The sequence below is a fragment of the Pararhizobium sp. LjRoot235 genome (genome assembly GCF_964254145.1).
Taxonomy (GTDB): Bacteria; Pseudomonadota; Alphaproteobacteria; order Rhizobiales; family Rhizobiaceae; genus Pararhizobium.
The window spans coordinates 1,275,584-1,288,021 of record NZ_CAXUSP020000001.1 but is presented as its reverse complement, the minus strand read 5'-3'; the positions used below and the strand labels follow the sequence as shown (position 1 = coordinate 1,288,021).

At 60.8% G+C, this 12,438-nt stretch carries 10 protein-coding genes; 8 read left to right on the top strand and 2 right to left on the bottom strand.

The window, feature by feature from the left end; all coding sequences use genetic code 11:
* Positions 1-2 precede the first annotated feature (2 nt).
* The 5 genes from ACSQ2Z_RS06125 to ACSQ2Z_RS06105 are packed head-to-tail and all read left to right on the top strand — an operon-like array spanning position 3 to position 5,839.
* A complete protein-coding gene (locus ACSQ2Z_RS06125) occupies positions 3-1,001 on the top strand; it encodes an ABC transporter permease (protein ID WP_436080368.1) in 999 nt (332 codons plus the stop codon).
* Positions 998-2,173: an ABC transporter permease gene (locus ACSQ2Z_RS06120; RefSeq protein ID WP_436080367.1), complete on the top strand. Its 1,176-nt coding sequence runs from the start codon at positions 998-1,000 to the stop codon at positions 2,171-2,173. The genes ACSQ2Z_RS06125 and ACSQ2Z_RS06120 overlap by 4 nt, the downstream gene beginning before the upstream one ends.
* 60 nt (positions 2,174-2,233) lie before the next feature.
* Positions 2,234-3,442, top strand: a complete 1,209-nt coding sequence (locus tag ACSQ2Z_RS06115; protein ID WP_436080366.1) for a glycosyltransferase family protein — start codon at positions 2,234-2,236, stop codon at positions 3,440-3,442.
* 7 nt (positions 3,443-3,449) lie between these two features.
* A complete protein-coding gene (locus ACSQ2Z_RS06110) occupies positions 3,450-4,697 on the top strand; it encodes a glycosyltransferase (protein WP_436080365.1) in 1,248 nt (415 codons plus the stop codon).
* Complete coding sequence (locus tag ACSQ2Z_RS06105; protein ID WP_436080364.1) at positions 4,679-5,839, top strand: glycosyltransferase family protein; 1,161 nt, start codon at positions 4,679-4,681, stop codon at positions 5,837-5,839. Before ACSQ2Z_RS06110 ends, ACSQ2Z_RS06105 begins: the two co-directional genes overlap by 19 nt.
* A 7-nt stretch (positions 5,840-5,846) precedes the next feature.
* Here the strand turns inward: ACSQ2Z_RS06105 and ACSQ2Z_RS06100 are convergent, their stop codons facing one another.
* On the bottom strand, positions 5,847-6,524 hold the full coding sequence (locus tag ACSQ2Z_RS06100) for a class I SAM-dependent methyltransferase (RefSeq protein ID WP_436080363.1): 678 nt from the start codon (positions 6,522-6,524) through the stop codon (positions 5,847-5,849).
* Positions 6,525-6,562: 38 nt separating this feature from the next.
* Here ACSQ2Z_RS06100 and ACSQ2Z_RS06095 point away from each other — a divergent pair, with 38 nt between their 5' ends.
* The 3 genes from ACSQ2Z_RS06095 (at position 6,563) to ACSQ2Z_RS06085 (ending at position 10,472) form a co-directional block, all read left to right on the top strand.
* Entirely contained in the window at positions 6,563-7,162 is a 600-nt protein-coding gene (locus tag ACSQ2Z_RS06095; protein ID WP_436080362.1) for a hypothetical protein, read from the top strand.
* Between the two features lie 8 nt (positions 7,163-7,170).
* Positions 7,171-9,888: an ABC transporter transmembrane domain-containing protein gene (locus tag ACSQ2Z_RS06090; RefSeq protein ID WP_436080361.1), complete on the top strand. Its 2,718-nt coding sequence runs from the start codon at positions 7,171-7,173 to the stop codon at positions 9,886-9,888.
* A 122-nt stretch (positions 9,889-10,010) separates the two neighbouring features.
* A complete protein-coding gene (locus ACSQ2Z_RS06085; protein WP_436082998.1) occupies positions 10,011-10,472 on the top strand; it encodes a cyclic nucleotide-binding domain-containing protein in 462 nt (153 codons plus the stop codon).
* 42 nt (positions 10,473-10,514) lie between these two features.
* Here ACSQ2Z_RS06085 and ACSQ2Z_RS06080 read toward each other — a convergent pair whose 3' ends face one another.
* Complete coding sequence (locus ACSQ2Z_RS06080; protein WP_436080360.1) at positions 10,515-12,323, bottom strand: metallophosphoesterase family protein; 1,809 nt, start codon at positions 12,321-12,323, stop codon at positions 10,515-10,517.
* Positions 12,324-12,438: the final 115 nt, after the last annotated feature.

Below are 12,438 nucleotides of genomic sequence, written 5' to 3'. Positions count from 1 at the left end.
TCATGTTGCGTTACATATTCTGGCGCATTCTGGCGATGATCCCGACGCTGCTGATCATCTCCGCGCTGGTCTTCACGATCATCGAACTGCCGCCGGGCGACTATTTCGAAAGCTACATCTCCGAACTGCGTGCCCAGGGCGAAGCGGTGGACATGGCGGAGATCGAGGAGTTGCGCGCCCAATACGGTTTCGACCGCCCGCCGGTGCTGCGCTATTTCCATTGGGTTGCCGGTATGCTGCAAGGCGACTACGGCTATTCCTTCGAATATCAGCTTCCCGTCAACGAAGTTGTCGGCGACCGCCTGTGGCTGACCGTGCTGGTCTCCTTCGTCACCATCCTGTTCACCTGGCTGGTCGCCTTCCCGATCGGCATCTATTCCGCCACCCATCAATATAGCTGGGGCGATTACGGGCTGACCTTCCTCGGCCTGATCGGCATCGCCATTCCGAACTTCATGTTCGCGCTGATCCTGATGTATTTCGCCAATATCTGGTTCGGCACCTCCATCGGTCACCTGATGGACCAGAAATACCTTGCCGAACCGATGAGCTGGGACAAGACGAAGTCGATCCTGGAGCATCTCTGGATCCCGGTGCTGATCGTCGGCACGGCCGGCACCGCCGGCATGATCCGAAGGCTGCGCGCCAATCTGCTCGACGAGCTGCAAAAACAATATGTCGTGACGGCACACGCCAAGGGCTTGCATCCGTTCCGTGCGCTGGTCAAATACCCGCTGCGCATGGCACTCAACTTCTTCATCTCGGATATCGGTTCGATCCTGCCGGCGATCATTTCCGGCGCCGAAATCACCGCCATCGTTCTGTCTCTCGAAACAACGGGGCCCATGCTGATAAAAGCGTTGCAAAGTCAGGATATGTATCTTGCCGGTTCGTTCCTGATGTTCCTGGCGTTCCTTACGGTGATCGGTGTGCTTATATCGGACATTGCGCTTGCCCTGCTCGATCCGCGCATCAGACTGCAAGGCGGTAGCACCAAGTGACGATATCCCTCCCCGAATCCGGCGCGCCGCTGGCGCACTACGTATCGACCGCGCCCTTCGACCCGCATTCCGTCGATGTGATGAGCGAGGAGCAATCGCGCGTCTATCAGGCGTCGCAAACCCGGCTGATGTGGTGGAAATTCAAGAAACATCGCCTGGCGCTGTACTCGCTCTATTTCCTCGGTTTCCTCTACGCGATCATTACCATCGTCGAATTCCTGGCGCCCTATAACCTGCACACGCGCAACGTCGATTTCATCCATTCGCCGCCGCAGGGGGTTCATCTCTTCCATGACGGCAATTTCGTCGGACCGTTCGTCTATGGTCGCACTATGACGCTCGACATGGACACGCTGCGCCGCATCTACACGGACGATGTGAACAGGGTCGAGCCGATCCGATTCCTCTGCAGCGGCGACAGCTACCGGTTCTGGGGCCTTTTCGAAGCCGACAAGCATCTGATCTGCCCGGCCAAGGATGGGCAGATGTTCCTGCTCGGAAGCGACCGCCTCGGTCGCGACGTGCTGTCGCGCATTCTTTACGGGGCCCGCATATCGCTGACCATCGGCCTGCTCGGCATCACCATGAGCTTCGTGCTCGGCATCGTCATTGGCGGTCTCGCCGGTTATCACGGCGGCATTTTCGACCTGGTGGTCCAGCGCATCATCGAGGTGCTGCAGTCCATCCCGAGCATTCCGCTCTGGATGGCGCTTGCTGCGATAATGCCGGTGACCTGGAGCCCGATCCTCATCTATCTCGGCATCACGGCCATTCTCGGCCTGCTCGACTGGACGGGCCTCGCGCGTGCCGTGCGCTCGAAGCTGCTGGCGCTGCGTGAAGAAGATTATGTTCTGGCAGCGCAGCTCATGGGCGCAGGTTCGAGCCGCATCATCGGCCGTCACCTCGTCCCCGGTTTCATGTCGCACCTGATCGCAACGGCGACGCTGTCGATCCCCGGCATGATCCTTGGCGAAACCGCACTCAGCTTCCTGGGCCTGGGCCTTCGCCCGCCGATCACGAGCTGGGGCATTCTGCTGACGGAAGCCCGCAGCGTCAGCGTCATTGCTTTTTATCCCTGGCTGTTGTTTCCAACCATTCCGGTCATCCTCGTGATTCTCGCGTTCAATTTCCTGGGCGACGGTCTTCGCGATGCTGCCGACCCCTATAAGTGAAGTGGAACCTGATATGCTGAGGAAGATGGGCAATGCGAGGGGAGACAAGAGGCTCCGCTCATGACCCGCCGGATCGAAGACGCCCGGATCCTGATGTACAGCCACGACACGTTCGGCCTCGGTCATCTGCGGCGGTGTCGCACCATCGCGCATTCACTGGTCGAGGATTATCGCGGCGTCAACATCCTGATCATCTCCGGCGCCACCATCGCCGGTGCCTTCGATTATCGCGCCCGCGTCGATTTCGTGAAGATCCCGAGCATCATCAAGCTGCGCAACGGCGAATACACCTCGATGGACCGGCATATCGACCTGCACGAGACGCTGAAGATGCGCAAGTCGATCATCCGCCACACAGCCGAGACCTTCCAGCCGGATATCTTCATCGTCGACAAGGAGCCGCTGGGCCTGCAGGGCGAAGTCGAAGAGACCCTCGCCTATCTGAAAAAACAGGGAACGACTCTGGTTCTCGGCTTGCGCGAGGTCATGGACGCACCGCATCTGCTCGATGCGGAGTGGAAAGCCAACGACGTGATGCGCAAGATCGGCCAGTTCTACGACAACATTTGGGTCTATGGCCCGCCGGATTTCTATGATCCGCTCGTTGGGCTCGACGTTCCCCCGCATGTTCGGGCGAAGATGGATTTCGTCGGCTTCCTGCAGAGAAGCGTCTCGCAGGACGTTGAATCCGAGCACAAGCCGAAAGGCGAGTACATCCTGGTGACCACTGGCGGCGGCGGAGACGGCTCCGATCTGATCCACGACGTGATCGACGCCTATCAGGAAGATCCGACGCTGACGCACAAGTCGTTGATCGTGCTCGGCCCCTATATGCCGGCGAAACAGCGGCACAAGCTGATCATCAAATGCGCGAAGATCCCCTATCTCGAGGTGATCGAATTCGACAACCGGATGGAAGAACTGATCGCCGGCGCCAAGGCCGTCGTTGCCATGGGCGGCTACAATACCTATTGCGAGATCCTTTCCTTCGACAAGCCGGCGCTCATCGTGCCACGCGTGATGCCGCGCGAAGAGCAATTGATCCGCGCCAGCCGCGCCGCCGAACTGGGGTTGATCGACATGCTGCGGCCGGAGGAAGCCAGAGACCCGATGCGCTTTGCCGCGGCTCTCAAGACCCTGCCGGACCGACACCCGCCGTCGAAAAGCGCTTCTGGCATGACGCTTGAAGGTCTTGCCAATATATCGCAGATCGTTGGAGAATGGCTCGGTCGTCGTGAACACGAGCATCTGACCGCCCTGAAGGGATGACTTCACTTTGACGCAACGTCGCAAGATCGTCGTGGTGCTTAAGGGATATCCGCGCCTTTCGGAAACCTTCATCGCCCAGGAACTGCTTGGATTGGAACGGGCCGGCTTTGAACTGGCGCTGGTGGCGTTACGCCGCCCGACGGACGAGAAGCGCCACCCCGTGCACGACGAAATCCGCGCGCCGGTCCACTATCTTCCTGAATATCTGCACGACGAGCCTTTGCGGGTCGCCCGCGCCTTCGCACACTGCCTTGCGAAACCCGGTTTCTGGCGCAGCCTTCCGGCGTTCCTGTCCGATCTCTGGCGCGACCGGACACGCAACCGGCTGCGTCGCTTCGGCCAGGCGACGGTCCTTGCCGCCGAGTGGCCAAAGGGCGGCGAATGGCTGCACGCCCATTTTATCCACACGCCGGCCTCCGTTGCCCGTTACACCAGCACGATCAAGGGGATCGCCTGGACCTGCTCGGCCCATGCCAAGGACATCTGGACCTCGCCCGAATGGGAACTTGCCGGCAAGCTCGCGAGCACGCGCTGGACGGTGACCTGCACGCAGACGGGATTTGAGCATCTGCGACATCTTGCCGGCGGCAAGCCGCACGTGCATCTGAGCTATCACGGCCTGGACCTCAGCCGCTTCGGCGCGTTTGACGGCATCCGGCCACCCTCTGACGGCTCGCGGCCGGACGCGCCCGTTTCGATCATCAGTGTCGGCCGTGCCGTCGAGAAAAAGGGCTTCGACATTTTGCTGCGGGCGCTCAGCCTGCTGCCCCGCGAGCTCAACTGGCAATTCGAACATATCGGCGGTGGCGAACAGTTGAAGGGGCTTCAGGCGCTGGCGGCCAAACTCGGCATTGCGGGTAAAGTCGTGTGGCACGGATCACTGTCGCAAACGGACGTGCTTCAGCACTACCGCAAAGCCGACATTTTCGCCCTCGCCTGCCGCATCACGGCAGACGGTGACCGTGATGGATTGCCGAATGTGCTGGTCGAAGCAGCGAGCCAGGCGCTGGTCTGCGTATCGACGAACATTTCCGGCGTACCGGAATTGCTCGTCGATGGCGAAAACGGCCTGGTGGTGCCACCGGAGGCCCCGCAAGCCTTCGCTCACGCGCTGGAAAAGGCCATTCGCGATCCAGCCCTGCGTCAACGGCTGGGCGAAGCGGCGGAACGAACCGTGCGCCGGGAATTCGACCATCACACCAGCATCGGCCAGCTGAAAACCCTCTTCGAGACCGAATGGCAGGCAGCGCAATGACCAGTGGCCGGACGTCGCCGCCGCGCGTGTTTTTCTATGTCCAGCACCTGCTCGGCATCGGGCATCTTGCGCGCGCCAGCCGCATTGCCGGGGCGCTTGCCGCGGATGGTTTCGAGGTGACCGTGGCAACGGGCGGAACGCCAGTCCCGGGTTTCCCCGGACCACAGGTGCACCACATCGCCTTGCCACCGATCACCGCCAGTAACGCCGGCTTTTCCGGGCTTGCCGATATCGACGGCAACCCGGTCGATGACGCGTTCAAGGACAACCGCCGCGATCTGTTGCTGACGGCATTCCGGAACAACCGGCCGGACATCGTCATGATCGAAGCCTTTCCCTTCGGCCGCCGCCAGGTCCGCTTCGAGCTTCTGCCGCTCCTCGACGAAATCGCCGCGATGGACGACAGACCCATGGTCGTGACGTCGCTGCGCGATATCCTGCAGGAGCGTTCCAAGCTCGGCCGCGACGAGGAAACAGTCGCTGTATTGAAAAAATATTTCGACCGGGTCCTCGTTCACGGAGATCCGGCCTTCGCCCGGCTGGAAGATACGTTTCCACTTTCAGCCGAGATCGCCGGCAAGGTCGTCTATACCGGCCTCGTCGCGGCACCGCCCCCCGCAGAACCGGCGGAGCGGTTCGACGTCATCGTATCGGCCGGCGGCGGCGCGGTCGGCAATGCCCTGATCCGCGCTGGCCTCGAAGCAGCAAAGTCGATCGACAAGCCCTTGTCGTGGGCCCTGATCACTGGTCCCAATCTCATGCAATCCGATTTCGATGCGATCTCGGCGGATGCGCCGGATCATGTCAGCGTCTATCGGTTCCGCCCGGACTTCGCGAGCCTTCTCAGGGGCGCCAAACTGTCTGTGTCACAAGCGGGCTATAATACGGTCTGCGACATTCTGCGTGCCGGATGCCATCCCTTGCTCATCCCCTTCACCGCCGGCGGCGAAACCGAACAGACGGTCAGGGCGGAACGCCTCGAAAAGCTGGGGCTCGCCCATGTCCTCACCGAGGACGCGCTGTCGCCGGCAAGCATTACGCAGGCGATCGAATCGGCGCTCACAGCTTCCAGCCGTCGGCCGCACGCGCTCGATCTCGATGGCGCGCACCGCACCGCGGAAATTCTACGCGGCCTCCTCTGATCTGCAATCAGACGGTGCCGATAACCATGAAGCGGGTGTATTTCTTCATCGCCAGCGAGCCGGCAAAGGCAACGCGGCTGAGCGCCGTTTGTTGCTGGAAGGCTTCAAGCGTCGGCACACAGTTGATGTGCGTCGGCTCGCTGAAATAATCGTTCGACTGCAACAGGACCTGCGTGCCGCGCGGCAGCAGAGACAGCCATGCCGGAAGATCGGCGATGTGCTCGCAACTGGTGTTGATCACCAGATCAGCCCCGGAGGCCCTGTAATCGAGCGCGTACATATCGCGGGTGATGGCGCGAAAATGCTCTCCGGCCTTAGCGTTCAGCGTCTCGGCCACCTCTGCGACCTGCGGATCGATATCGACGCTCTCGATCAGCCCGATTTCGAAGCGGTTGTCGTCGAAAAACATTCCCGACAGCACGCCGTACCAGCCGCCGAGAACGACGATGTGCTTAAATTTTCCGCCAAGGCTTTCAAACAACCTGTCGCGTGCCCATATCTTGCTTCCAACCTGCTTGTGGTTGAAGGCCGTACCAAGGTCCGCGTCCGGATATTCGGCGACGACTTTCGCAAGACCTTCGACCAGAGAGCTTCCCGTATAGGCGGCCAGACCGCGGATGATATCGAAGGCACTTTCGTGCCAATCTGTTGTGTTTGCTTCGTTTGTTCGGGTGGTTTTCATCATGCGCGTGTTGTAGTCTGGACTTTTCTGGAGTGCAAGGAATGCAAGTCAACCTGAAGGATGCCGTCTCCGTTTCTGAAGGCCTGGAGGCAGGAAAGGACATACCGCATCTGGCAGGAATAGGCGCGACCATGCGACAGGTCTTTGCCGCGCATTTCATGCGCGACTGCCCGCACGTCCTGGAGATCGGTGGCCATATCCGGCCCGTGACGCCCTACCTCACCCATCATCCGCTGTCGGTGACCGCCGTCGATCCGAAGACCGAGGCTTATGAGGCGCATGAACTGAACGGTCGGCAGTGCCATGTGCGGCATATCCAGGCCAAGTTCCAGCAGATCGACTATCACTATCAGCCCGGCAGCTACGGCCTGGTCATGCTCGGCTATTCGCTGAAGCCTTTCGGCCACAAGGACGCGCTTGGAGCGCTACTGCTCTCGCTGATCGATAATGCCAGGACCGTCGTCATCGAATATGCGCCGGAGCTCGAACGTGCTGCGTCACAGGTGCCGCATATCGTCAGCCGGCCATCGGTCAAAGTCCGCGGGCAGTTCGATCTTCACCTCCACGATCCCGAGGTCGCTGGCACACCCTATGCAGCCCGGCGCTTCTATGTCCTCGACACCCGCAATTCGGTCAGTTGAACCCGCCCATGGAAAAACGTCTCTCCCGATATATCTGGACCCATACGCGCGGTCAGCAGCTCTGGATTCTGCTGGTCGTGGCAGTCTCGATGGTGCCTTATTTCCTGTCGTTCGACCTACCCAAGCAGATCGTCAACGGCCCCATCCAGGGCCAGGGTTTCGATCAACCGGGCGCCACGCAAACCTTCATGAACCTGAGCTTCGACCTGCCCTGGCTCGGGCCGGTCACGCTGTTTGGCGGCATCGAGCTGACGCGCATGCAGACGCTGTTCGCACTCAGCCTCGTGTTCCTGGGTTTGGTGATCATCAACGGCCTCTTCAAATTCTACATCAACACCTACAAGGGGCGTCTCGGCGAACGGCTGCTGCGGCGCATCCGCTTCGAACTCGTCGACCGCATCCTGCGTTTCCCGCCCAGCCAGTTCAAGCGCATGAAGGGGGCGGAAGTCTCCAGCATGGTGAAGGACGAGGTCGAGCCGCTTGGCGGCTTCACCGGCGACGCATTCGTTCAGCCGGCGCTGCTCGGTGGGCAGGCGCTGACGGCGCTGTTCTTCATCTTCATGCAAAATGTCTGGCTCGGGTTGATCGCGGCCGTCATGGTCGGCGTCCAGGCGTTGATCATTCCGCGCATGCGCCGGCGCCTGCTGGTGCTTGGCCGCGAACGCCAGATCACGGCGCGCGAACTTGCCGGCCGTGTCAGCGAAATCGTCGACGGCATCGGCACGATCCACGCCTATGATACATCGAACTACGAGCGCGCCGATATCGCCTCGCGCCTCGGCCGCATCTTCAAGATCCGCTACGACCTCTACCAGTGGAAATTCCTGGTCAAGTTCATCAACAATTTCCTCGCCCAGCTGACACCGTTCCTGTTCTACTGCATCGGCGGTTATCTGGCGCTGCAGGGTCGCCTCGACATCGGCCAGTTGGTCGCGGTGATCAGCGCCTACAAGGACCTGCCCGGTCCGCTGAAGGACCTCATCGACTGGGATCAGACCCGTCAGGACGTCCAGGTGAAATACGTTCAGGTCATCGAGCAGTTCAGCGTCGAGCGGACGATCGATCCGTCCGTTCAGGCAGTCGCCATCGACAATGCCGGTTCGATGAAACATCCTCTGGCGGCGGTCAACCTGTCGCTTGCTGACGATAGCGGGGCCAAGCTTCTGGAGCGCGTTTCCGTGCAGATCCATCCCGGCGAGACGGTGGCGATCGTCGGCGGCGCTGCCGGCGGCGGCGACATGCTGGCCGAAGCCTTTGGCCGGCTGACCTGGCCCGAGAGCGGCAAGGTTACCGCCGGCGGCGACGACCTTCTGGAGCTGCCGGAATCGATCACCGGACGCGGCATCTCCTATGTTTCGGCGGATGCCTATTTCTTCTACGGGAGCCTGCGCGACAACCTGCTCTATGGGCTGAAGCACGCGCCGCTGAAGGACGCCAGCTATGAGGGCAGCGGTGCCGCCCATCGCAAATGGGAGATCAACGAAGCGCGGATGGCCGGAAACCCGGACTACGACGTCAACGGCGACTGGATCGACTATCAGTCCGCCGATGCAACGGACCGGGAAGATCTGTTTACGCCGGTCCTGTCGGTGCTGGATACCGTCCAGCTATCCAAGGACATTCTCGACCTCGCGCTGCGCAGCACCGTGTCTCCCAACGATCATCCTGGCCTTGCCGAAGGCATCGTCGAGATGCGTCATGCCCTTCGCGAGGAGCTTGAGGAAGCGGGCCTCAGCAGCCTCGTTGTTTCCTTCGAGCCGGGAGCCTACAACACCGAGGCAACCGTCGGCGAAAACCTTCTGTTCGGCACGGCAACCGGTCAGGCATTCATCGGCAAGGCGATCGGAAAAAACGCCTATTTCCGCTCCGTGGTCGGCCGCACCGGCCTCGACCGTATCATGTTCGACATGGGTTACAGCATCGCCGAAAACGCGGTGGAACTTTTTGCCGACCTGCCGCCGGATCACCCGTTCTTCCAACAGCTCACCTTCATGACGGCGGACGACATTCCGGAGTATCAGCTGCTGCTGCAGAAACTCACGGGCAAGGGCTTCGATGCGGCCTCCGAGGATGAAAAAAGCGCCATCATTCGCCTGAGCTTCCGCTACATCGAGCCGCGGCATCGTTTCGGTCTCCTGACCCCCGAGCTGATGGCGAAGATCGTCGATGTCCGCCGCCAGTTCCATGACGGCCTGCCTGAGAGCATGCGCGGCGACATCGAGCGCTATGACCCGGAACGCTACCTGGCCTCCGCAAGCCTGATGGACAACATCCTGTTCGGCCGCATCAGTCACAAGCATTCCGACGGTTCGAAGCGCATTCGTTCGATCGTCAGCTCGCTGTTGAACTCGCTCGGCCTCCTGGAGAACGTGATTGATATCGGCCTGGACTTCAATCTCGGCGCCGGCGGCAAGCGCTTGACCGCCGTGCAGCGGCAGAAGCTTAATCTGGCGCGTGCACTGGTGCGCCGTTCGGATTATTATATATTTAACCGTCCGTTACCCGGTCTCGACCACCGTCTTCAGGATGAAATCGTCCGCGACGTGCTGAAGCTGGTGCGCCGCGACGGACGCGATCCAGCGGTCGTCTGGGTACTTTCGAATACCGCGCTGTCGAGCCTTTTCGATCGTGTCCTGGTCTTCGACAGGGGCATGCTGGTGGAGGACGGGACGCATGCGGCACTTGTTGAGAATAACGGTATCTTTAAGGAACTTGTGTCATCATAATGCCAAAGGCAAAGTCCATGCGTGCAGTGCGGTGCAGGCAGGGACATCCTTCCAAACGGTAGCACGGTGAACATCACCGGCGCCTGATCTCGGAAGGAGGAAAATGGGGAATGGGCACGGAAATGCTTCTGAAGGATGAAGTTCAAATGCTGCGGCGGGTGCCGCTGTTTTCGAATGTCGAGCCGGGAAAACTGAAGCTTCTCGCCTTCACGTCGGACCGTGTCAGCTACAATCCGGGCGAGGCCATCTTCCATCAGGGCGACACTGGCGACGCGGCCTATGTCGTGCTGGCGGGCAAGGCCGACATCCTGGTGGACTCCTCGACAGGGCCAATCAAGATCGCCGAAGTCGAAACCAATTCCATCGTCGGCGAGATCGCCATCCTTTGCGATGTCTCGCGAACGGCCACGGTGCAGACGACAACAGCGGTGGAAGCCCTCCGCATCCGCAAGGAACACTTCCTCAAGCTCCTGACCGATTTCCCCGAAATCACTATCGAGATCATGCGCGTGCTGGCCGACCGTTTGAGCCATACGACCAGCGAATTGTCCGAGGCTAGAAGCCGCGCCCGCAAGGCCGAGTAAGCCTCGGCGATTGTTGGCAAGTCGCATTCAGGGCGCCGAAACTCAGCTGCCCCCGAGCCTCTCCAGCCAAGCATTCGCCATCGCGTCCCCCGCACTGATGGCCCCCGTCATCCGGTCGATACGGAAATTGCCGGACGGCAGACCGGACAGGGATTTCTCGAACATCCGGAAGATCAGGGCAAAGCGCGCCTGCGCCGCATTCGCGTCGGCCAGATCGACGACGGCGTAGAGACGTCCCACCGCCCGATAAAGCGCCATTCGCTCCTCAGTGATCCAGTCGAGCGCAAGGTCGCTCCCCATGCGCAGCCGATACCAGTCGGCCAGGAAATCCATCGCGGAAATGTCGCGCAGCAATTCAGGTCTTGCGCCGGCGCTTTTCAAGCGGGCCACGAGGCGGCCTTGCAGTACCCTGTCGTTGCGGGCAGCCGCAGTTGCGCCGACGGCGTCATCCAACGCCACCGGTTTGTCCATCAGAGCCAGCGCCGCCAGATCGGCAAGGTCGACGCTGCGGACCAGCGCTGCCATATCCTTTGGCCATTCGCGCTTGAGGAAACGCCGCCCGACCAGATGGCCGAGATGCTCGAACAGGAAGCCGCCATAGTCGCTGGCGTCGAGCATGCCGCCCGCATCGAGCCCCGACGGCACGATCTCCCGGTCGTAGGTCTGCCGCAGCTCGGGGTTCAATGGCATGTCCTCGATCCCGACTGTCTCTATATCGAGATGGCGTTCGCCGATGGTGATGACCTTGTAGGCGCCCGGAAAGGCAACGAGCGACGGCATCGCCACATTGACCAGGAACCGACTGCCGTGACGATACTGCGCCGTGTCGTTGACATGCAGATGCCCGCTGAAGTGTATGTCGATGCCCGCCTCGATCAGGGCTTCGGCAACGGCCGCAACCGGAATGCGCTCAGACATGCCCGTCCGGCCAAGCAAGGAAACTTCTTCGTCCGTTGTTCCGTCGAGAGGATCGAGCACGGGATAGTGGGAGAAAGCCAGAAGGCTTTTGCCCGACCGGCGCGCCCGCGCCGAAACGTCTTTCATCCAGTCAAAGACAAACCGCTTGTGCGTCAGCATGGCGTTCCACCCGGCGCTCGTGCTGTCGGCAAGGTCTCCCGCCTCGCCCGGCACGACGCCATCGACGGGAACGAAGACATTGGCATCGATCATCAACAGCCAGACGCCGGGGAACGGTTCAACGAGATAGGAAGCGTCCATCAGCGAGCGGGTGGTTTTCCCATCCGGCGAATGTACGTCGTAAAGCCGCGCCGACGGATCGCCATCCTTACCGAACGGCGTCTCCCAATGAAGGTCGCCGGGTCGCGGAAAAAACCCGAAGTCCCCCACGGCATCGAGCCCGTCTGGATAACCCTGGCAATACATGCGATCGCTGCCGACGATCGACCGGGCGCCCCGGTCGCGCACCTGCGGATCGCTGCTGACAACGCTGTAGCTGCCGTCCTCGTTCATGAACCGCTTGGCGCGGTGGCGGCCGGCCGCGCCGAAGATGTCGTGATTGCCGACGGTCGCGTAGAAGCGCATGCCATATCGTGCCGCATAACCGTCGAGTACCTTTTTGACAGCCTTGACGGTTTCCACCTGCCCATCGTCGGAATAATCGCCAAGCAGCACCACATGACGGATGCCGCTTTCTGCGAGCCCGTCGAGCGCGTGGTGAAGCGCAAAGTAGCTCTCGTTGAAGACACGTGTCGACCGGGCGGTATCGGCCAACAGCCTGAAGGTCACACGGCCGCCTCCCTGCACGATTCCGGCAAAACCATAATCGGCATAAGGATCGTGAAAATGCGCGTCGGCAATGACGGCGATGCGCGGATGCTGAGAGTGCGGCATACTGTCGGTGTTTCCGTCGGCGCTTTCAAAACGGATTCGTTTGCTTTCGTCTCTGCCACATATGGAAAGAAAAAGCGAATTGGTGTCTCGCTTAACCTTGGCAGTTTGGCTAACA

What these genes read in the sequence shown, in the direction of transcription:
- ACSQ2Z_RS06125 (WP_436080368.1), top strand. Translation starts at nt 3, where the DNA reads ATGTTGCGTTACATATTCTGGCGCATTCTGGCGATGATCCCGACGCTG.
- ACSQ2Z_RS06115 (WP_436080366.1), top strand. Translation starts at nt 2,234, where the DNA reads ATGACCCGCCGGATCGAAGACGCCCGGATCCTGATGTACAGCCACGAC.
- ACSQ2Z_RS06105 (WP_436080364.1), top strand. Translation starts at nt 4,679, where the DNA reads ATGGCAGGCAGCGCAATGACCAGTGGCCGGACGTCGCCGCCGCGCGTG.
- ACSQ2Z_RS06100 (WP_436080363.1), bottom strand. Translation starts at nt 6,524, where the DNA reads ATGATGAAAACCACCCGAACAAACGAAGCAAACACAACAGATTGGCAC.
- ACSQ2Z_RS06095 (WP_436080362.1), top strand. Translation starts at nt 6,563, where the DNA reads ATGCAAGTCAACCTGAAGGATGCCGTCTCCGTTTCTGAAGGCCTGGAG.
- ACSQ2Z_RS06090 (WP_436080361.1), top strand. Translation starts at nt 7,171, where the DNA reads ATGGAAAAACGTCTCTCCCGATATATCTGGACCCATACGCGCGGTCAG.
- ACSQ2Z_RS06085 (WP_436082998.1), top strand. Translation starts at nt 10,011, where the DNA reads ATGCTTCTGAAGGATGAAGTTCAAATGCTGCGGCGGGTGCCGCTGTTT.
- ACSQ2Z_RS06080 (WP_436080360.1), bottom strand. Translation starts at nt 12,323, where the DNA reads ATGCCGCACTCTCAGCATCCGCGCATCGCCGTCATTGCCGACGCGCAT.